The 20,374-nt window shown below is 72.3% G+C and carries 19 protein-coding genes; 9 read left to right on the forward strand and 10 right to left on the reverse strand.

Annotation, left to right across the window (positions count from 1 at the left end):
- Positions 1-67: 67 nt before the first annotated feature.
- From ACIGXE_RS14985 to ACIGXE_RS15010, 6 genes are all read right to left on the reverse strand, one after another.
- Complete coding sequence (locus ACIGXE_RS14985) at positions 68-2,311, reverse strand: MMPL family transporter (protein WP_399747248.1); 2,244 nt, start codon at positions 2,309-2,311, stop codon at positions 68-70.
- A gap of 167 nt (positions 2,312-2,478) precedes the next feature.
- Entirely contained in the window at positions 2,479-2,706 is a 228-nt protein-coding gene (locus tag ACIGXE_RS14990; protein ID WP_399747250.1) for a ferredoxin, read from the reverse strand.
- 4 nt (positions 2,707-2,710) lie between these two features.
- On the reverse strand, positions 2,711-3,925 hold the full coding sequence (locus ACIGXE_RS14995; protein ID WP_399747252.1) for a cytochrome P450: 1,215 nt from the start codon (positions 3,923-3,925) through the stop codon (positions 2,711-2,713).
- Positions 3,926-4,129: 204 nt separating this feature from the next.
- Positions 4,130-4,966 carry a DUF4097 family beta strand repeat-containing protein gene (locus ACIGXE_RS15000; protein WP_399747254.1) on the reverse strand — a complete coding sequence of 279 codons (837 nt, stop codon included), beginning with the start codon at positions 4,964-4,966 and terminating at the stop codon, positions 4,130-4,132.
- A gap of 52 nt (positions 4,967-5,018) precedes the next feature.
- Positions 5,019-5,579, reverse strand: coding sequence for a hypothetical protein (locus ACIGXE_RS15005; RefSeq protein WP_399747256.1), 561 nt, complete (start codon positions 5,577-5,579; stop codon positions 5,019-5,021).
- Between the two features lie 204 nt (positions 5,580-5,783).
- The gene (locus ACIGXE_RS15010) at positions 5,784-6,434 is read right to left on the reverse strand and encodes a class I SAM-dependent methyltransferase (protein ID WP_399747258.1); all 651 of its coding nucleotides are present in this window, start codon (positions 6,432-6,434) and stop codon (positions 5,784-5,786) included.
- Positions 6,435-6,993: 559 nt separating this feature from the next.
- On the opposite strand from ACIGXE_RS15010, the gene ACIGXE_RS15015 reads away from it, so the two are divergent.
- The 8 genes from ACIGXE_RS15015 to ACIGXE_RS15050 all read left to right on the forward strand — a co-directional run bounded on the left by ACIGXE_RS15015 (position 6,994) and on the right by ACIGXE_RS15050 (position 14,361).
- Positions 6,994-8,409: a family 2B encapsulin nanocompartment shell protein gene (locus ACIGXE_RS15015; protein WP_399747260.1), complete on the forward strand. Its 1,416-nt coding sequence runs from the start codon at positions 6,994-6,996 to the stop codon at positions 8,407-8,409.
- A gap of 92 nt (positions 8,410-8,501) precedes the next feature.
- Positions 8,502-9,854 carry a family 2 encapsulin nanocompartment cargo protein terpene cyclase gene (locus tag ACIGXE_RS15020; protein WP_399747262.1) on the forward strand — a complete coding sequence of 451 codons (1,353 nt, stop codon included), beginning with the start codon at positions 8,502-8,504 and terminating at the stop codon, positions 9,852-9,854.
- Between the two features lie 17 nt (positions 9,855-9,871).
- Positions 9,872-10,759, forward strand: a complete 888-nt coding sequence (locus ACIGXE_RS15025; protein ID WP_399747263.1) for a geranyl diphosphate 2-C-methyltransferase — start codon at positions 9,872-9,874, stop codon at positions 10,757-10,759.
- 199 nt (positions 10,760-10,958) lie between these two features.
- On the forward strand, positions 10,959-11,657 hold the full coding sequence (locus ACIGXE_RS15030) for an RNase A-like domain-containing protein (RefSeq protein WP_399747266.1): 699 nt from the start codon (positions 10,959-10,961) through the stop codon (positions 11,655-11,657).
- A 181-nt stretch (positions 11,658-11,838) separates the two neighbouring features.
- Positions 11,839-12,495, forward strand: coding sequence for a hypothetical protein (locus tag ACIGXE_RS15035; RefSeq protein WP_399747267.1), 657 nt, complete (start codon positions 11,839-11,841; stop codon positions 12,493-12,495).
- A 46-nt stretch (positions 12,496-12,541) separates the two neighbouring features.
- Positions 12,542-12,766, forward strand: coding sequence for a WXG100 family type VII secretion target (locus ACIGXE_RS15040; RefSeq protein ID WP_399747268.1), 225 nt, complete (start codon positions 12,542-12,544; stop codon positions 12,764-12,766).
- Between the two features lie 139 nt (positions 12,767-12,905).
- On the forward strand, positions 12,906-13,139 hold the full coding sequence (locus ACIGXE_RS15045; protein WP_399747270.1) for a hypothetical protein: 234 nt from the start codon (positions 12,906-12,908) through the stop codon (positions 13,137-13,139).
- Positions 13,140-13,230: 91 nt separating this feature from the next.
- Complete coding sequence (locus tag ACIGXE_RS15050; RefSeq protein WP_399747834.1) at positions 13,231-14,361, forward strand: Ku protein; 1,131 nt, start codon at positions 13,231-13,233, stop codon at positions 14,359-14,361.
- Here the strand turns inward: ACIGXE_RS15050 and ACIGXE_RS15055 are convergent.
- Genes ACIGXE_RS15055 through ACIGXE_RS15065 form a run of 3 tightly spaced genes read right to left on the reverse strand, consistent with a single transcriptional unit; the run spans position 14,358 to position 16,419 of the window.
- Entirely contained in the window at positions 14,358-14,894 is a 537-nt protein-coding gene (locus tag ACIGXE_RS15055) for a hypothetical protein (protein ID WP_399747272.1), read from the reverse strand. The genes ACIGXE_RS15050 and ACIGXE_RS15055 overlap by 4 nt on opposite strands.
- Positions 14,895-14,899: 5 nt before the next feature.
- The gene (gene ligD / locus ACIGXE_RS15060) at positions 14,900-15,814 is read right to left on the reverse strand and encodes a non-homologous end-joining DNA ligase (protein WP_399747274.1); all 915 of its coding nucleotides are present in this window, start codon (positions 15,812-15,814) and stop codon (positions 14,900-14,902) included.
- Complete coding sequence (locus ACIGXE_RS15065) at positions 15,811-16,419, reverse strand: DNA polymerase ligase N-terminal domain-containing protein (RefSeq protein ID WP_399747276.1); 609 nt, start codon at positions 16,417-16,419, stop codon at positions 15,811-15,813. Before ACIGXE_RS15065 ends, ligD begins: the two co-directional genes overlap by 4 nt.
- 201 nt (positions 16,420-16,620) lie before the next feature.
- On the opposite strand from ACIGXE_RS15065, the gene ACIGXE_RS15070 reads away from it, so the two are divergent.
- Positions 16,621-17,856, forward strand: coding sequence for a YhgE/Pip domain-containing protein (locus tag ACIGXE_RS15070; protein ID WP_399747278.1), 1,236 nt, complete (start codon positions 16,621-16,623; stop codon positions 17,854-17,856).
- On the opposite strand, the gene ACIGXE_RS15075 is transcribed toward ACIGXE_RS15070, so the two are convergent.
- Complete coding sequence (locus tag ACIGXE_RS15075) at positions 17,828-20,326, reverse strand: ATP-dependent Clp protease ATP-binding subunit (protein WP_399747279.1); 2,499 nt, start codon at positions 20,324-20,326, stop codon at positions 17,828-17,830. The two genes, ACIGXE_RS15070 and ACIGXE_RS15075, sit on opposite strands and share 29 nt — an antisense overlap.
- Positions 20,327-20,374 lie beyond the last annotated feature (48 nt).

The following is a 20,374-nucleotide window of genomic DNA, read 5'->3' on the forward strand; positions in this document are numbered from 1 at the left end:
GCCCGGAGTGATCCGACACGGCCCCCGGACCTGGGGGAGCGGCGCTGCGCCGTGCTGAGCCGTGGGGTCAGCCGACCAGGTCGTGATCCCGTGCCGGGTCGGCCGCCGGCGGCGCCGCACGCCGGTCCGCCGGCTTCTCGCCCTCGACGTCGACGCGCGGCAGCAGGCGGTCGAGCGGGCGGGGGAGCCACCAGGCCGAGCGGCCGAGCAGGGCGAACAGAGCGGGGACGACGCCCATACGGACCACGAAGGCGTCGAAGAGGACGGCGGCGGCGAGGCCGAAGCCGATCATCTTCACGAAGTCGTTGTCCTCCAGCATGAAGCCGGAGAACACGCTGGCCATGATGAGCGCGGCGGCGGTGACCACCCGGCCCCCGTCGCGGAAGCCGGTGACGACCGCCTCGGCGGGCCGGGCGCCGTGGACGTACGCCTCGCGCATCCGCGAGACCAGGAAGACCTCGTAGTCCATCGCCAGGCCGAAGACCACGCCGATCATGAAGATCGGCAGCGTGCTCATGACCGGGCCCGGCTGGTCGACGCCCAGGAGGCCGGCGAACCAGCCCCACTGGAACACGGCCACCACGGCGCCCAGGGCGGCGGTCACCGACAGCAGGAAGCCGAGGGCCGCCTTGAGGGGGACGAGCACGGAGCGGAAGACGAGCATGAGCAGGAGGAAGGCCAGACCGACGACGAGCCCCAGGTACGGGAGCAGCGCGTCGTCCAGGGTCCGCGAGAAGTCGATGAACAGGGCGGTCTGCCCCGCGACCATGATGCTCGACGCACCCGTCCGGGACTCCAGGCCACCGGCCAGGGCACGCAGGGAGCGCACCAGGTCCTCGGTCCGCGTGTCGGTCGGACCCGTGGCCGGGACGACGGTGAGGACGGCGGTGTCGTTCGCCGGGTTCGTCGTGGCGGGGGAGACGGCGGCCACGCCGGGGACCTTCGCCAGGGAGCCGCGGACCCGCTCCGCCGCCGGCTTCGCGTCCTTCGCCTCGACCGTCACCGTCAGCGGCCCGTTGAAGCCGGGACCGAAGGAGTCCGACAGCAGGTCGTACGCCTTGCGCTGGGTGGTGTCCGGGGCCATCGTGCCCTCGCCCGGCAGGCCGAGTTCGAGGCTCGCGGCCGGCGCGGCGACGGAGCCCAGGCCGACCACGCCGATCAGCAGCACGGCGACCGGGTGGCGCAGGACGAAGCCCGCCCAGCGGGCGCCGAGAGGGGGCTTCGCGCGCGCCGCGCGCTTCGCGGCGCGACGCTGCTGACGCGGCGTCAAGGGCTTGCCGCCGTACTGCCGGCGGTCCCTGCGGGCGAGCACCTTGACGGGAGCCCAGCCGAGGAGCGCGGGCACGAAGGTGATCGCGACGAGCACGGCCACCGCGACCGTACCGGCCGCCGTCAGGCCCATCTTGGTGAGCATCGGGACGTCGACGACCGCGAGGCCCGCCAGGGCGATGATCACCGTGAGGCCGGCGAAGACGACGGCCGAGCCCGCGGAGCCCACGGCGCGTCCGGCGGCGTCCGCGCGCTCCCGCCCCTCGGCGATCTCGGAGCGGTAGCGGGACACGATGAACAGGGCGTAGTCGATGCCGACCGCGAGGCCGATCATCATCGCGAGCGTCGACGTCGTGGACGACAGACCGAGGGTGCTGCCGAGCGCGGTGACGGAGCTGATGCCGATGCCGACGCCGATCAGGGCCGTCAGGAGCGGCATCCCGGCGGCGACCAGGGATCCGAAGGTGAGGAGCAGGACCACCGCGGAGAGCAGGATGCCCAGCTGCTCGCCCGTCCCGTTCATCGCCTGCTCGACCACGACGGCGTCGCCGCCCGCCTCGACGAGGAGGCCGGTGTGCCGGGCCTCGTCCATCGCCCGGGTCAGGCCGTCGTGCGCGGCGTCGGTCAGTTCCAGGGCCGTCGTCTCGTACGTGACGTAGGCGTACGTGGTCGTGCCGTCGCGGCTCACCGCGTCCGCGGCGAACGGGTCGGCCACGCCGGCGACCTGGGGCGCGTGGGACAGCGCCGCCACCAGGTGCTCGACCTGCGCCCTGCGGGCGGGAGAGGTGATCTTCTCCGTGCCGGGGGCGCGGATCACCACACGGGCGGCGGCACCGTCCGCGCGGGCGGCGGGGAACTTCTTCCGAAGGAGGTCGAAGGCCCGTTGGGACTCCGTGCCCGGCATCGAGAAGGTGTCGGCGGGCGGGGGCGGGGCGGTGGAGGCGGCGAAGCCGGCGCCGGAGAGGGCGAGGAGCCAGAGGAGGACGACGAGGCCACGCCGTCGGAAGCAGAAGCGGCCGACTCTGGAAAGGAACGATGCCATGGTGGCGAAGAATCCTGTCGTGAGGAGGGGTTCGCGGGCAGCGCGGAGCGGACGTCGCTCCGCGGTGACGCCTGAGAGGGGAAGCGGCCGTGACCGGGGCCGGCCGGTGGATCAGTGCTTGGGGCGTGCCGGGCGTCGCGAGCCAGGCGGGACTTTCCGGACACGCCCTAAGGCGTGTCTTGGGCGGCGGGGGAGGGACCCGGCTCCGTGACCAGGACGGCCGTGGCCGGACAGGCGCCGGCGGCGAGGCGGACGGCCGCGTGCTGGTCCCGCGGCGGGCGGGCGTCCAGCAGGACGACGAGACCCTCGTCCTCGTCCTGGTCGAAGACCGCCGGGGCGGTCAGGGCGCACATGCCGGCGCCGACGCAGCGGCCGCGGTCGGTGTGGACGTCCACGGGCTCAGTCCTGGTCCCAGGTGACGGGCAGCCGGTGCACGCCGTAGATGTTCATGTCGGTGCGCAGCGGCACCTGCTCGGCCGGAACGGCGAGCCGGAGCGTGGGGAAGCGGCCGAGGAGTGCGGGCAGGGCCACCGTCAGCTCGACACGGGCGAGCTGCTGGCCCAGACACTGGTGGATGCCGTGGCCGAAGGCGAGGTGGCCGGTGGCCGCGCGCCGCAGGTCGAGGGCGTCGGGGTCGGCGAAGCGCGCGGGATCGCGGTTGGCCGCCTCGAACGAGAGGGTGACGCTCTCGCCCGCCCTGATCAGCCGGCCGTCCAGCTCGACGTCCTCCAGGGCGGTCCGCACACTGGTGTGAGCGACCGTCAGGAAGCGCAGGAGCTCCTCGACGGCCTGCGGGGCCAGGTCCGGGTCGGTGCGCAGGGCCCGCGCCTGGGCGGGGTTGCTCAGCAGCGCGAACGTGCCGTGGGCGATCATGTTCGCGGTGGTGTCGAGCCCGGCGGCGAGCAGGAAGCCGCCGACGCCGACGAGTTCCTCGTCGGTGAGGTCCGAGCCGCGGGCCAGGTCGCCTAGGAGGTCGTCGGTGGGGGCGGTCCGCTGGGCGCCGACCAGCTCCGCCATGTACTCCTGGAGCCCGACCATGGCCGCGTACCGGTCCTCGGGCGACACGTCCATGGCCATGATCGTGTCGGCGTGCCCCTGGAAGCGCTCGCGGTCCGCGTACGGAACGCCGAGCAGTTCGCAGATCAGCAGGGCCGGGACGGGGCGGGCGAACACCTCCACCAGGTCGACGCCCGGCCCCAGGCGTTCCATCTCGTCCAGCCGCTCGGCGGTGATCTCCCGTACGCGCTCGGTGAGTCGGCGCATCCGCCGCACCGTGAACCGGCCCATGAGGAGCCGCCGGTAGCGGGTGTGCTCGGGGGCGTCCATCCCGGTCATGTCGCCCACCGGTGCGGGCGGCAGCGGGCCCTCGGGGCCGCCGGGGAAGGGGTAGTGCATCAGCTCGTACCGGGAGCTGAAGCGAGGGTCCGCGAGAATCGCCCGGACCGTGCCGTGGCCGGTGGCCAGCCAGCCGAGGTGGCCGTCCGGATAGGTCATCCGGGTCAGCGGGGCCCGGGAGCGCAGCTCTCCCAGCCCGGTGGGCGGGTCGAAGGGACAGCCGACGGAGCGCTGCGTGGGGAGCGTAACGGGGGTGTCCTGCGACGGGACGTGCGACATGGGGTCCTCCTGGGACGCGGGATCTGGGGGGAGCGCTGTGTGGCGATGAGAGGCATGCGGACGCAGACGTGTGCGATGTGACATGTCACATGGGTATGAGAAAGGGGAGGGCGGGCACGGGACCGGACGCGGCGCCCTGGGGCGGCGTCCGGTTCCCGACGGGGCGCCCCTGGTCGGCGGCGTCCGGTTGCTGTCGAACCGGAATCAGGCGCGGCGGATCACGATGTCGCCCGCGGTCGTACGGCCATGGACCTCGACCGTGTGGGCGGCGTCGCCGGGACCTTCGGCGGCGCCGAGGGAGTTGCGTACGACTCCGACCTTGGAGCTGACGTCCAGCCAGGCGGCGCTGGACTCGCGGATGCCGATCTCCAGGTCGCCGAGCGAGGTCTGGAGGTCGACCCTGCCGCGGACCACCTCGTTCACCGCGATGGTGCCCTGCGAACTCCTGACGTCGACCGAGCCGAGCGCGGTGTCGACCGTGACGCGGCCCATGGAGGTGTTCGTCTTGAGGTCGCCGGTGACCGTGCCGATCGCGGTCTCGCCGACGCCGTTCTTGACGGTCGCCCCGCCCAGGATCTCGCCGATGTCGATCCGGCCCGAACCGTTGATCTCGGCGTCGCCCACCATGCGGTCGACACGGATGTCCCCGTGGCTGGTGCGGAGGTTGGCGACGCCGGTCTCGTCGAGCCGGATGTCACCGACCGAGGTCTTGACCCGGCACTCGCCGAGCCGTCCCTGGCCGGCGAAGTCCCCCATGGCGGTGGTGGCCTGGAGGTGGGAGCCGGCGGGCAGGTCGATCGTCACGTCGATGGAGCCGACCTTGCCGAACGGCGAGCGCTTCCTGGGCCCCTTGAGCGTCAGGACGCCGTTGGCGTACGTGACCTTCGTCTGCTGCACCGTCCGTACGTCGTTGTCCTCGGCGCCGTTGCTCGGCAGCACCTCGACGACGGTGTCCGTCCGCTCGCTAGCGGTGAGGTGCACGTTGCCGAGGTCGAACTCGACGACGACCGTGATGGGTTCGGGCGTTTCGTAAGAAGGCATGGCTGTGCCGTCCTCTCGACGGTGGAGGCTGGATGCGCAGGTGAGGGAAGGTCTAGCGGACCCAGCCCTGGTAGCTGTTGCGCTTGGCCGGGCGTGCGCCCCGAGGGGTGGCGGAGGCGGACCCGTGCGCCGCGGTGCCGCCCGTCTCCAGGGCGGTGGCCACCGCCCGTACGAGCCACGCGTTCACCGACAGGCCCTCCTGGCCGGCCGCGTCCTCGACGCGGGCCTTGAGGTGGGCGGGGAGCCGGAAGTTGATGCGGGCCGTGTTGCCCTCGTCGCCGTCCGCGGGGAGGGACGCCGCCGTGGCCGGTGCGGCCGGCGCCATCGGTGGCGCCAGGTCGCCCGGGCCGACGTCCGGCAGCTCCGGAGCCGGCGGCGCCGTCACCACGAACTCGGGGTCCAGCCCCCGCAGCCGCACGTCCACCGAACCGGGAGCGAGCTCCCGGGTGATCTCGTCGGAGGCCGCGGACAGCGCATTGAGGAGGGTGAGCCGGGCGGCGGACTCCAGAGGGGCGGTCAGGCGCTCGGCCAGGGCACGCGCGTCCTCCCCGCCCGCGTCGGCGGCGACCGCGAGCTCGCGGCGGAGGTGGTCGACGTAGGGGGTCAGGTCCATGTGCATCATCATGGCACCACTGTGGCGCCATGGCAAGCCGAAGTGGCGCCACGTGGTGTCATCTGGCGCCATGCCGGCGCCATGCATGCGCCATGCCGCCCCCGAGGGGTGCCATGTGGCACCACGTGGCACACCTGCGCGCCCTGTGGTGTCACTCGGCGCCAAGCGCGCCGGCGGTCGCGACAGGGCCCGCGGCAGGCGCCCCTACACCCCACGCCGCGCGTAACAGAAGAGATGCTCCTCAGGTCCCGCCGAGGCCTCCGCCGGCCGGAAGACGGAGACGGCCTCGTGGAGGACCTCCAGTCCGCAGTCCTCGCGCAGCATGCGCACGTACTCGGCGGCGGAGAAGCTGGAGACCCGGGCCCGGCGGCCCATCCAGACGATCTCCACGTCCTCGACGTCCGCCGGGACGGTGGCGCTCGCCAGGTAGCCCCCGGGGGCCAACCAGGAGGACATGCGGAGCAGGGCCGCCGTGGCCTCGGCGCGGGTCATCATCAGGAGCGGGAAGAACGCGCAGACGGCGTCGTAGCCGCCCTCGGGGGGCGTGAAGTCCCGGACGTCGCGCTGCTCGAAACGGGCGCCGGGCACCTGCTGCCGGGCGAGTTCCACCATCGTCGCGGACACGTCGATGCCGGTGACCTCGTGCCCGGCCCGGACGAGGAGCTCGGCGACCGGCCGGCCGGTGCCGCTGCCGACGTCCAGGACGCGGGCCCCGGGGGCCAGCCGGGCGGTGAGCCAGTCGACCGCGGCCAGCTGTTCCGGCAGGTGCCCGAAGGCCTTCTCGTAGTCGAGGCCCATGCCGTCGAACAGCTCCGCCGCCGACAACGCCCCCTGCCCCGCCTCGTCTTCGCGCATACCGACCCCCTGTGTCTCCGGACCCGTGGGGCCCCGACGCCCCGCGCACGCGACCGTGCCGGTGTCACCGACCGCGTACCCACGGGAGGGAGCGGTCATGTCACCGACGGGTCGACACGCGGCCCCGGCGCACGCCGGAGTGTGTCCACGGCGTTCGGGTGCGATCGCGTTCGCCGACCGGTCCGGGGGTGGCCGAAACCCCTCTTTCGAGGCGGCGCACGCGGCCCCCGTTCGGCCGAGGCCATCGCGCGCCCCTTTCGGTCGACCTCTTCGAAGCACTCGCTGATGGTTCATCAAAAGCGGTTGCTCGCAAGGAAGTTAACGAGCGAGGCGCAGGTGGTTGCGTGCGCCGGGGCGCGCTCTCCGGGCATGGCTCGAATGTCGTCGTCGGCCCGGATAAACCCCGTGCGAAGCAAGATCACCGCTTCGAGGTAATGCCCCCGGGCTCGTCGGGCGAGGCGGGTGAGCGGACGGTTACTGTTCCTCGTGATCTGGACGGATTCCCCTGGATTCCCAGAGATTGTGTCGGTTTTTCCTCTTTTCAAGGAGAGCTCGTCCCATGACCGTTGAGACCGGCCCGGACACGCAGGTGGAGCCGCCGCGGCCGCAGTCCAGCCTGAGCACCGCGGCTGCCCGGAACCTCGCCACCACGACCAAGTCCGCCCCGCAGATGCAGGAGATCACCTCCCGGTGGCTGCTGCGCACGCTTCCCTGGGTGGAGACGAAGGGCGGCGCCTACCGGGTGAACCGCCGACTGAGCTACACCGTCGGCGACGGGGTGATCGAGTTCATCCAGGACGGCGGCGCCGTCCGGGTGATCCCTCGTGAACTTGGCGAACTCGCCCTGCTGCGCGGCTTCGAGGACGAGGACGTGCTGCGCGCCCTGGCCGACCGGTGCGTCCAGCGCGACTTCCGCGCCGGCGAGGTCCTCGTCGAACGCGGTGCCGCCGCCGATCAGATCCACCTCATCGCCCACGGCCGCATCAGCCAGAGCTCGGTCGGCAAGTACGGTGACGAGGTCGCCGTCGCGGTCCTCGCCGACGGCGACCGGTTCGGCGAGAACGCCCTCCTGGACGCCGACGCCAGGTGGGACTACACCGCCACCGCCGAGACCCCGGGCACCCTGCTCACCCTCTCGCGCGCCGACTTCGCCTCCGTGATGTCCGCCGCGCCGAGCCTGCAGACCCACATCCACGAGTTCAGCTCGCTGCCCCAGCAGCGGCAGAACAAGCACGGCGAGGCCGAGATCGCCATGTCCGCCGGACACGTCGGCGAGGTCGAACTCCCCGGCGCCTTCGTGGACTACGAGCTCAAGCCGCGCGAGTACGAGCTCTCCGTCGCGCAGACCGTCCTCAAGGTCCACACCCGGGTCGCCGACCTCTACAACGGCCCGATGAACCAGACCGAGGAGCAGCTCAGGCTCACCATCGAGGCGCTGCGCGAGCGCCAGGAGCACGAGCTGATCAACAACCGCGAGTTCGGTCTGCTCAACAACGCCGACTTCAAGCAGCGGATCCAGACCCACTCGGGCCCGCCCACCCCGGACGACCTCGACGAGCTGCTGTGCCGCCGCCGCGGTACGAAGTTCTTCTTCGCCCACCCCAAGACCATCGCGGCGATCGGGCGCGAGTTCAACGCCCGCGGGCTCTACCCGGACCACGTCGACCTCGGCGGACAGTCGGTCCCGGCCTGGCGCGGCGTGCCGATCCTGCCCTGCAACAAGATCCCCATCAGCAAGGAGCAGACCAGCTCGATCATCGCCATGCGTACGGGCGAGGACAACCAGGGCGTCATCGGTCTGCACCAGACCGGTCTGCCGGAGGAGTACGAGCCGGGCCTGTCGGTGCGCTTCATGGGCATCAGCGAGCAGGCGATCATCTCGTACCTCGTCACCACCTACTACTCCGCCGCGGTCCTGGTGCCGGACGCGCTGGGCGTGCTGGAGAACGTGCAGATCGCCCGTAGGCGCGACTAGTCCAGGTGCGGCGAGGAATCCGTCCGAGGGCCGCGCCGGGCCGGGACCGTCCGGGCCCGGGGACGGCCCACCATCCCAGCAAGGAGCCACGGATGCCCGATCCCGGGCTTTCCCCCGGACAGTCAGGAACGGCCGCGCCGGCCGCCCGGCCGCCACTGCCCGGACCGCCGTCCCCCGCGTTCCCCGGCCGCGGGGCCGCGACCGCCCCGGCGCCCGCGCCGTCGGCGGACGCGGTGCCCGTCGAGGCGCCGGTGACCCCGGCGGCCGCTCCGTCGGTCGTCCCGGCGGCCCGCCCGGCCGTCGACCTGGGTGTCGCCCTCCCCGTCGACCCGCCCGTACCGATGCGGCCCGAGATCGAACGGATCCTGCGCGGCCCGAGCGGACTCGGCACGGCGGCCCTCTCGCTGGCCCGCCGGCCGGAGCCGCCGGCCGCGCCGGAAGCTCCGGCCGCCACCTCGGCGACGGAGGGCACGCCCATCCCGGGCCTCTACTTCCACCCGGTCCCGGAGCCCGACGCGGGGCGGGTGGCGGAGGTCAGCGACCGGATCAAGAACTGGGCCGTGGACGAGGTCCAGATCTTCCCGCCGGAGTGGGAGGACCAGTTCGACGGGTTCTCCGTCGGGCGCTACATGGTGGCCTGCCACCCGGACGCCCCGTCGGTCGAGCACCTGATGGCCGCCACGCGGCTGATGGTGGCCGAGAACGCCGTCGACGACTGCTACTGCGAGGACCACGGAGGCTCGCCCATCGGTCTCGGGAGCCGCCTCCTCCTCGCCCACACGGCACTCGACCCGCTGCACACCACCCAGGAGTACGAGCCGGCCTGGGAGGAGTCGCTCCTCTCGGACGCACCGCGGCGCGCCTACCGCTCCGCGATGCGGTACTTCACCGAGCTGGCCACACCGTCCCAGGCCGACCGCTTCCGGCACGACATGGCCCGGCTGCACATGGGGTACCTGGCCGAGGCGGCCTGGGCCCAGACCGACCACGTACCGGAGGTGTGGGAGTACCTGGCGATGCGCCAGTTCAACAACTTCCGCCCCTGCCCGACCATCACCGACACCGTCGGCGGCTACGAACTGCCCGCCGACCTGCACGCCCTGCCCGCCATGCAGCGGGTCATCGCGCTCGCCGGGAACGCGACCACCATCGTCAACGACCTCTACTCCTACACCAAGGAGCTGGCCGGTCCCGGCAAGCACCTCAACCTGCCCGTGGTGATCGCCGAACGCGAGGGCGTCTCCGACAAGGAGGGCTACCTCAAGGCGATCGAGGTCCACAACGACCTCATGCGCGCCTTCGAGGCCGAAGCCGCCGCGCTCGCCACCGCCTGTCCCGTCCCGAACCTGCTCCGCTTCCTGCGGGGCGTGGCCGTGTGGGTGGACGGCAACCACTACTGGCACCAGACCAACACCTATCGCTACAGCCTGCCCGACTTCTGGTAAGAAATGGACTTTTATCTGTGACCAGCACCGAGTTCACCACCGCCGAAGGCACCTCCACCGCGTTCGTCCCGGCGCCCGCGACGCCCTACCAGGGGGACATCGCGCGCTACTGGAACAACGAGGCCAGGCCCGTGAACCTGCGCCTCGGCGACGTCGACGGGCTCTACCACCACCACTACGGCATCGGTGACGTCGACCACGCGGCCCTCGGCGACCGCGAGGACAGCGAGTACGAGAAGAAGCTGATCGCCGAACTCCACCGCCTGGAGTCGGCGCAGACCGACGTGCTCCTGGAGCACCTCGGCTCCATCGGCCATGACGACACGCTCGTGGACGCCGGCTGCGGCCGCGGCGGTTCGATGGTCATGGCCCACCAGCGCTTCGGCTGCAAGGTCGAGGGCGTCACGCTCTCCGCCAAGCAGGCCGACTTCGCCAACCGGCGCGCGCAGGAACTGGGCATCGAGGACCACGTCCACGCCCGGGTGTGCAACATGCTCGACACCCCCTTCGAGACCGGCCAGGCGGCCGCCTCGTGGAACAACGAGTCGAGCATGTACGTCGACCTGCACGACCTCATGGCCGAGCACTCCCGCATCCTCGCCGTCGGCGGCCGCTACGTGACCATCACGGGCTGCTGGAACCCGAAGTACGGCCAGCCCTCGAAGTGGGTCTCCCAGATCAACGCCCACTTCGAGTGCAACATCCACTCCCGCCGCGAGTACCTGCGCGCCATGGCCGACAACCGCCTCGTGCCCCAGGCCGTGATCGACCTGACGCCCGCGACCCTGCCCTACTGGGAGCTGCGCGCCACGTCCTCCCTGGTCACCGGCATCGAGGAGGCCTTCATCGAGTCGTACAAGGACGGCTCCTTCCAGTACGTCCTGATCGCCGCCGACCGCGTCTGACCACCGCCCCACAGGCGGAGAGGAGCCGGGCCCGACCGACTTTCGGCCGGGTCCGGCTCCGTCATGCGCGTGATCCGGCCAACGTCCTTTATGGCTTTGGGATTTCGGCGGATTACTTGTTAGCTTCGGCCGCAGTCTGCTAGAGAGCCGGGGGGACTCATGGGACGGATACGAGGCACAGGCACGCACGTGCACTTCCGTGCGCCGTACGGCACGGGCGGGACCCGACGGTGAGCACGCCCACGCCGAGCCCCAGCCCGACCGCCACCGCGTCGCCGAGTCCCAGCTCCAGTCCGAGCCCCCAGCCCACGACCACGCCGACACCCGGCACGTCGCACCTGCCGTCGCCGGCTCCGTCCTCGGGCACGCCCAGCCCCCAGCCGACGCCGTCGCCGAGCCCGAACGCGTCGCCGACGCCGCCGCAGTCCGGCCCGCCGCCCCAGCTTCCTCCGGCGACCCCGCCCGCCGTGAGCAACCCGTGGACGGGTCCCGGCGGCTTCGACGTGCAGCCGCTCCATCTGTACCGGTCGTCGCCCTGCTCCTGGAAGTGCACGCCAAGGCCGTGGTCGCCATCGGCGGCGCGGCGGTCGGCTTCACCACCACAGCCAACAACTTCCGGCCCTCCCCGAACGATCCGCTGCTGCCCGGGATGGACGGCGACACGATCGACCGGCACGTCGGCCTCTCCCCGGACCAGCTGCGGACGCGTGTCCGGGACCAGGGCGTCGACGCCTCGGCCTTCCCGGGCCTTCCGGCCGCCCAGAAGCACGTCCAGACCGCCCTGAACGACCCCGCCCACATCCAGACGATCGAGCAATGGACGAACAGGCAGAAGCAGCGCGTGGAGAACAGGACGTTCAGCCCCGCCCCTCGCCCCAGCTGCCCGTCTTCACCGTGAAGGACGCGAACGGGAACAACGTCGTGACGGGCTCCTCCGTCTCGCAGTCCGACTTCCTCCCAGGGCTTCAACGCCCAGCCGAGCCAGGTCCACGGTGTGAAGCTGGTCCTCGCCTACTCGCCGGAGTCCGGGACGTTCTTCGTCCGCACCGCCTACCCGAGCCCCCCGGAACATGCGCCACGTGATCTCGAAACAGGACGACTTCCTCACCTCCGGCGTGGTGGGGCTGCTGCTGCGCGTCGCCGTCGCGTCCCGCAACCCGGGGGCGGCACCGCTGGAGGACGAACTCCAGCGGCTGTCCCGCTTCCTGCAGGATTCCGGAACGGTCACCGTCGTGATGCCGCACGTGGCACTGGCCTCGCTGCTCGATCTCCTGGCCGACGAGGTCGGCACCGAGGTGTTCGGGACCAGGCCCGCCGAGTACCGCCAGGCCTTGGCGCGGGCGGCCGGCGACGATCCGCCGGCGGACTTCCTGCGCTCGTTGGCCGCGCTCATCCGCGAACGCCAGTTCCGCTCCTACCCGGAGATGACAAACCTTCCGCTGTCCGGCTGGGAGGCGAGCGGACGCTTCAGGCTGACCTCGGCCTTCGTCTCGTCGATGATCTCGGGGGAGTACGACAGCGTGGACGAGGCCCTGGAGGAGATCCTGGGCAGCGAGCACCCGGACTGCCACGAGCATCTCGGCAACCTCGCCGGGGAGTTGCAGCGCCTCCTGTACCTGTTCCGCACCCCCGCCGATCTCGACGCCGCCTTCGCCACCGTCATGCCCCACGTGACCCATGCGCGGGTCCGCCACCTGCTCGACGCCGTCCACGCCCACTTCGCCGCGCAGCACTGACCCACGAGCACCCCGTGACCCCATCGCCACGGAAGGAGCCGCCGCCATGGCCGTCGAGCCGAGCCTCGTCGTGACGGACGAGGACCTGAAGCGTCTCGCGGACGACCTGGACGCCATGCGGGCGCACATCGACGGGCAGGTCCGCCGGATGGACGCCATCGTCGACCGGGCCGTGGCGCGATGGCGCAGCGAGGCGGCGACGGCGTACCGGAAGCTGCACCGCGAGGCCGGGGCGGACGCCGTACGTGTGCGGGAGATCCTCGACATCTGAACGCGCATCCGCAACATCCGTAAGGCAGGGGGAAACGTCAACGACGACGGCTCCATCACCGTCGACCCGGTCGCGCTGCGCGAGATAGCCGGCGACCTCGAGGACATACCTGGGCCTTGGTCCGCACGCCCCCGAGGCGGTGGCCGGCTATCTCCGGCAGACCTGGCGCACCCGGCCGTGGGCGATCGCCGTCGCGGCCGAGCAGCTACGCGTCTACGCCGACAATCCGCCGGGTCGGCTGCGGTTGCGGCTCCGTGAGTACTACCGGTTGCCCGACGTGGGGTTGCCGCCCCTGGGCGCCGAAGTCGAGCCGCCGGTCCCCTTCTCTCCCGCCGCCTGGCTCGCCACGCTCGCCGTGCGCCTGCGCCGCTGAGCCGGCCGGTCCGTTTCTCCTCGGCCCCGACGGGCAGTCGCGGGGCAGCGGGGGCCGTACGGCTGCGGCGGTGGGCGGAATGGCCAGACCGATGTGGACCGGGGTGCTCAGTTTCGGGCTCGTGAGCGTTCCCGTGGGGCTGTACACCGCCACCTCCCCGCATACCCTCCGCTTCCACCAGCTGCAGCGCGGCACCTCCGACCGGATCCGGAACCGGCGCGTGAACGAGCGGACCGGCGAGGAGGTCGAGCTCGACGACATCGTCAAGGGCTTCGACACCGGCGACACGTACGTCCTCGTCGAGCCCGACGAACTCGACGACATCGCGCCCGGCCGCTCCAAGGCGCTGGAGATCGACGGATTCGTGGACCTCGACGCGATCGACCCCATCTTCTTCGACCGGACGTACTATCTCGGGCCGAAGGGCACGGAGTACGCGAAGGTCTACGCCCTTCTCGAACGCGCCCTGGCGAAGACCGGCCGGGCCGGCATCGCGACCTTCGTCATGCGCGGCCGGGAGTACCTGGTCGCCCTGAAGTCCGAGAACGGCATCCTCACCCTGCACACGCTCCACTGGGCCGACGAGATCCGCGACCCGCGCGAGGAGATCCCCGACCTGCCGACCACCCGCACCAAGACCGGCGACAAGGAGATGAGGATGGCCGAGCAGCTCATCGGAACGCTGGCCATGGACTGGGATCCGGAGGAGTTCCACGACACCTACCGGGACAAGGTCGCGGCCCTGATCACGGCCAAGGAGTCCGGCGAGAGCGTCGAGAAGGCCGAACCCGCCGCCGAGGCCACCAACGTGATCGACCTGACCGAGGCCCTCCGCGCGAGCGTCGAACGGGCCCGGGGCAGAAGCGGGAGGAGCGGGAGCGAGCGGAGCAGGGGCGCGGGGGAGGGGGACGAGGAGGGCACGGGCAGGGAGGGCGCTGGGAGCGAGGGCAAGGACGAGGGCGGGAGGGACGGGAGCGCAAAGCCCAAGGCCGCGAAGCCCAAGGCCACAAAGCCCAAGGCCGCAAAGGGCAAGGGCGGGAAGGCCGAGGGCGGGAAGGCCGAGGGCGGGAAGCGCGCGGGGGACACCGCCGGGCTCCAGGACCTGAGCAAGGCCGAGTTGTACGAGAAGGCCTCCGCCGCCGGCATCCGCGGGCGCTCCGGCATGAACCGCGACGAGCTGATCGAGGCCCTGACGGCGGAGGGCGGCGCCCGGGCCGCCTAGGCCCTGTCGTCGAACTCCCGCCCGCCCCGCGGCGCCTCCGGTTCCTCGCCTCCCGCAGGCCCGGCCGGCCCGGCCGGACCGGCCGACCCGGGCTGCTCGACGGGCGGTTCCGCAGGCGATTCAGCGCGCTGCTCGGCAGGCGGTTCGGCGGTCCCGTCCCGCTCGGCCGGCGGCTCCGGCCCTCCCGGCATCACCGCGCGCAGCGCGCGCTCCGTCTCGTCCGGGTCCGCGACGGAGACGGCGACGCGGCGGAAGGGCGCGTCGGGGGCCAGGTCCATGTACAGGGCGGGGCCGTCGGAGCGCACGGCGACGAAGTCCGTGCCGTCCGGGCCGTGCCGGGTGCCCACGCAGCGGCCCGGAAGCCACATGCCGGGCCCCGCGGCGCCCCGCAGGACACGCCACCAGCTGGCCTCGACGCCCACGCCGCGCAAGGCGGCGGCGGGCACCCGGACCGTGTGCCGGCGCGCCGCCAGGGTCTCGCGCAGACCGAGCCGGACGACGATCTCGGTTCCTTCCACCGCCACACGGGTCACGGGTATCACCTCTCCGCGGTCAGGACCTCGGCGAGCCGCCGTCGGGCCGCCGCGGCGGAGCGCCCGCGCGGCGCGGCCCGCCAAGGGTCGCGGGAGCGGAGCTCGTCGGCGTCGGCGAGGGTCCAGCGGCGGGCGGTCAGGCCGGGGTCGTCCAGCTCCGACCAGGCCAGCGGTGCCGCGACCGGGGCGCCGGGGCGGGCCCGTACCGCGTACGGCGCGACGGCGGTCTGGCCGTACCCGTTGCGCTGGACGTCCAGATAGAGCCGGCCCCGCCGGTCCCGCTTGCGGGCGGCCGTCGTCAGCTCGTCCTCGTACCGGGCGGCGAGCGTCTCGGCGACGTCCCGGGCCAGGGCCCGTACGTCGTCGAAGGGGGACCGGCGGAGCAGGGGCACGATGACGTGCAGGCCGCGCGAGCCGGTGGTCATCGGCAGCGACGGCAGTTCCAGCTCGTCGAGGAGGCCGCGCAGCCGTCCGGCCGCGCGCCGGACGGCCTCGAAGTCGTCGCCCGGCGGATCGAGGTCGAAGACCAGCCGGTCGGGGTGCTCGGGGCGGTCGGCCCGGGAGAGCCAGCGGTGCGGGGTGACACAGGCCTGGGACGCCAGATAGACCAGCGAGGCCGCGTCGTCGCACAGCGCGTAGGTGACCGTCCCGTCCTCCTTGGGCAGTTCCGCCCGGTCGAGCCAGTCGGGGAAGTGGTCGGGGACGTCCTTCTGCATGAAGCCGGAGTCGTCGATGCCGTCGGGGTGCCGTTCCAGCATCAGCGGGCGGCCGCGCAGATGGGGCACCATGCGGTCGGCCACCCGGTGGTAGTACGCGGCCAGCTCGGCCTTGGTGATGCCGTCCTCGGGGAACAGCACCTTGTCCGGCCGGGCGACCTCGACGGTGCGCCGGCCGGCCCGGACCGTGGCCGCCGCCGTCACGAGACGCTCCCGGACACCTGGCCGAGCGTACGGCCGCTGCGGGCGGACCGGGCGCGGCGCGGATCGGTGCCGCCGTCCTCGTGGGCGCGCGAGTCGGCGTGCTTGACCAGCAGCCAGGCCTCCCGGTCGCCGTCGTCACCGTTCCGGATGCGGGTGAGTGCGTAGCCGCCGCGCAGCTTGCGGCCGTCGAGCCAGAAGGAGGCGTGACCGCGGTCGAGGGCGTCGGCGAACGGGACCTCCCGCCCGGCGCGGTCCTCGGACAGGTTCCGGTACGTTCCCTCGTCCCAGACGATCACCGTGCCGGCGCCGTACTCGCCGGACCCGATCACGCCCTCGAAGTCGCGGTACTCCAGCGGATGGTCCTCGGTCGGCATCGCGAGGCGCTTGTCGTGCGGATCGGCCGACGGCCCCTTGGGCACCGCCCAGGACTTGAGGACCCCGTCCACCTCCAGCCGGAAGTCGAAGTGCATCGCGGTGGCGTCGTGGATCTGCACCACGAACGACGGCTCGCCCGCGGCGGCGGGCGCGCGTCCGCCCTCCGGTTCGGCGGTCCGGGAGAAGTCCCGGCGCCGTCGGTACTCGCTCAGCGCGCGCTCATGACGCATGCCCCACCTCGGACGTGGCTCGACGGACGTCTCTCTCACGTTCGCGCCTACCCCGGACTCCTGCCCGGAACCTCCACTTCTGTGGAGCGGTGCCGTCAATGCCGGGTTCCGGGAGCCCGTACGCCGACCATGGCGGAGTGCCGGCCGGGACCACCGCCGCGGCGGGCACCGACCGATCCGCCCCCCACCCCACGGAGAACCATGGCCACCGCGAGCCCCCAACGCGCCGGCGCGCTGCTGCGGCACCCCCGACTGTGGCTGGTGCCGACCGTCCTGAGCGGACTGGTCAGTCTGGTGCTCTCCCTCCTCTACATGGGCGGCATCCTCAACCCGAACGCGAACCTCGACCGGCTGCCCATCGCCCTCGTCGACCAGGACCAGGGCGAACTGGGGAAGCGGATCACCAGCGCGCTCGTCGCCGAGGGGCCCGGCGGTGTCCAGTGGCGCCGGCTCGCACCGGCCGAGGCCGAGGACCAGCTGGCCGCCGGGAAGGTGTTCGGGGCGCTGCTCGTGCCCCGGGACTTCAGCGCCTCCGTCGCGGCGCTCGGCACGCCCCGCGCGACCGTCCGGCCGACGCTCACCGTGCTCACCAACCCCGGGGTCGGCAGCCTGGGCTCCTCGCTCGCCGCCCAGATCAACCAGACCGCGGCGCACCAGGCCTCCGTGACCATCGGCCGGCGCCTCGCGGCCGCCGCCACGGACCCGACGGCGCGGGTACTGCTGGCCGACCCCGTGACCGTCACGACCCGCGCGGGCCATCCGATCGGTCGGCACAGCGGACTGGGGCTCTCCGCCTTCTACTACACCCTGCTCCTGGTCCTCTCCGGCTTCATCGGAGGCAACCTCGTCCACACCGGCGTCGACACCGCCCTCGGCTACGCGGACAGCGAGATCGGCCCCTGGCACACCCGCCACCGGGCCGTGCCCATCACCCGCACCCAGACGCTGCTCCTGAAGATGGTGATGACCGCCGGGATCTCGCTGCTCACCTCCTCGCTCGCCATGCTGGCGACGGTCGGGATCCTGGGCATGGACGCCGGCCACCTGCCGCTGCTGTGGATCTTCTCGTACTGCGCCGTGGTCGCCGTCGGCCTGGGCGTCCAGGCCATCAACGCCGCGTTCGGCGGCATCGGGCAGCTCGTGTCCATGTTCGTCTTCATCGCGCTGGCCCTGCCGTCCTCCGGCGCCACCATCCCGCTGCAGGCGACCCCGGCCTTCTACCGCTTCCTGGGCGCCTTCGAGCCGATGCGGCAGCTCACCGAGGGCGTCAGGGCCATCCTCTACTTCGACGCCCGTGCCGACGCGGGGCTCACCCGCGCCTGGGCGATGATCGCGACCGGCTTCCTCGCCGCCCTCGTCTTCGGCTTCGGCATGACGCACTACTACGACCGCCGGGGCCTCGCCCGGCTCACGCCGCAGCCCGAGCCCCGGGCCTGATCGTGCAGTGCAGCGAGTCGTCCACCACGTCCGCGACGATCGTGTCCCCCGGCTCGGCCTCCCCGCCCAGGAGCAGCGAGGCGATGCGGTTGTCGAGCTCGGTCTGGATCGTGCGGCGCAGCGGACGCGCGCCGAACTCCGGCTGGTAGCCGTGCGCGACGAGGAGCTTCTTCGCCGCCTCGGTCACCTCCAGCCTCAGTCCCTGCGCGTGGACGCGGTGCTGACTGCGGTCGAGGAGGTGCTCGACGATCTCCCTCAGGTCCTTCTCGGTGAGGCTGTGGAAGACGATGATGTCGTCGATGCGGTTGAGGAACTCGGGCAGGAACCGGCCTCGCAGATCCTCCATCAGCTCGTCCTTCAGCTCGGCCGCGTCGCCCTCGTGGGCGAGGATGCGGTGGGCGCCGATGTTGGACGTCATGATGACGACACAATGCCGGAAGTCGACCGTGCGGCCCTGGCCGTCCGTCAGGCGCCCGTCGTCGAGGATCTGCAGCAGGGTGTTGAAGACGTCGGGGTGCGCCTTCTCCACCTCGTCGAACAGCACGACGCTGTACGGGTGGCGGCGGACCTTCTCGGTGAGCTGGCCGGCCTCCTCGTAGCCCACGTAGCCGGGAGGCGCTCCGACCAGCCGGGCGACGGTGTGCTTCTCCTGGAACTCGCTCATGTCGAACCGGATCATCCGGTCCTCGTCGCCGAACAGCAGCTCGGCGAGGGTCTTGGCGAGCTCGGTCTTGCCGACGCCGGTGGGGCCGAGGAAGAGGAAGGAGCCGACCGGGCGGTTCGGGTCGCCCATGCCGGCGCGGTTGCGGCGGACCGCCTCCGAGACGGCGGTGACGGCCTCGTCCTGGCCGACGATCCGCGCGTGCATCTCCTCCTCCAGCCTGAGGAGGCGTTCCTTCTCGCTGGCGGTGAGCTGGGAGACGGGGATGCCGGTGCGGCGGGAGACGATGTCGGCGATGTCGCCGGCCGTGACCGAGACGACGCCCTCGCGGCGCTCCTCGATGCCCGCGAGCTCGCCCTCCACCTCGGCGATCCGCTTCTTCAGTTCGGAGGCCTTCTCGAACTCCTCGCCCGCGACGGCCTGGTCCTTCTCACGGCGCAGCTTGGCGAGTTCGTCCTCGCGGCTGACGACCTCGGTGGAGCGGCCGGCGCTGCGCAGCCGGACCCGGGCGCCGGCCTGGTCCATCAGGTCGATCGCCTTGTCGGGCAGGAAGCGGTCGCCGATGTAGCGGTCGGAGAGCTCGGCCGCCGCCGCGAGGGCGCCGTCGGCGAACCGGACCTGGTGGTGGGCCTCGTACGCGTCCCGCAGCCCTTCGAGGATCTGGACGGTCTCCTCGACGGTCGGCTCGGGGATGAGCACGGGCTGGAAGCGGCGTTCGAGGGCGGCGTCCTTCTCGATGTGCTTGCGGTACTCGTCGATCGTGGTGGCGCCGACGACGTGGAGCTCGCCGCGGGCGAGGGCCGGTTTGAGCATGTTGCCCGCGTCCATCGAGCCCTCGCCGGTGGCGCCGGCGCCGACGACCGTGTGCAGTTCGTCGATGAAGAGGATGATCTCGCCGCTCGCCTTCTGGACGTCCTCGATGACCTTCTTGAGGCGTTCCTCGAACTGGCCGCGGTACTGCGCGCCGGCCACCATGCCGGACAGGTCCAGCGAGACCACCCGCTTGTCCTTGAGGGTGTCGGGCACCTCGCCCGCCACGATCCGCTGGGCGAGGCCCTCGACGATGGCCGTCTTGCCGACGCCGGGCTCGCCGATCAGCACCGGGTTGTTCTTGGAGCGCCGGGAGAGGATCTCGACCGTCTGCTCGATCTCCTCCGCCCGCCCGACCACGGGGTCGAGCCTGCCCGCCTTCGCCTCCTCGGTGAGGTCGCGTCCGTACTCGTCGAGGGTGGTGGCCGGCTCCTTCGGCGCGGCGGGGGCGGTGTTCTCCGGGCGGCCCGCCTGGTCCGCGAGACCGCGCAGCCTCTGTACGTCGAGGTCCTCGGCGCGCAGGAAGCGGGTGGCGCCGGAGTCCGGGTCGCCGAGCAGCGCGCCGAGGATGTGCTCGGGGCCGATGTACGACACCCCGGCGGCCTGCGCGTAGGCGTGGGCGGCGGCCAGGGTGCGCTTCGCCGCCGGGGTGAGCCCGGGCTGGGACGAGGGTTCCCCGGCCTCGCCGGGGAGCACCTGGGCGATCTGCTCGGCGAGCTGGTCGGGATTCACTCCGGCCTCGGCCAGGATCCTCCGGGACGGCTCGACCTGCGTCGCCGCCCACAGCAGGTGTTCGGTGTCGAGGTCCGTCGTGCCGTCCTCGTCCGCCTTGCGCGCGGCCTGGTTGAGGAGCCGGTGCGAGGACTCGGTGAGGAGGCGTCCGATGGGCACCCGCTGGACGACCGGGGGCGACGACGCCGGCGACATACCGAAGAACCGGTTCAGCAGGTCGCTGAACGGATCGGAGGAACCGAAGGGGGAACCGAACGCCATCGACATGCGAAGCTCCTGACGGGGGTGGGGGCGCCCACCGGCACGACCGTGGGG

It is taken from the genome of Streptomyces sp. NPDC053431, assembly GCF_044544925.1.
GTDB lineage: Bacteria > Actinomycetota > Actinomycetes > Streptomycetales > Streptomycetaceae > Streptomyces.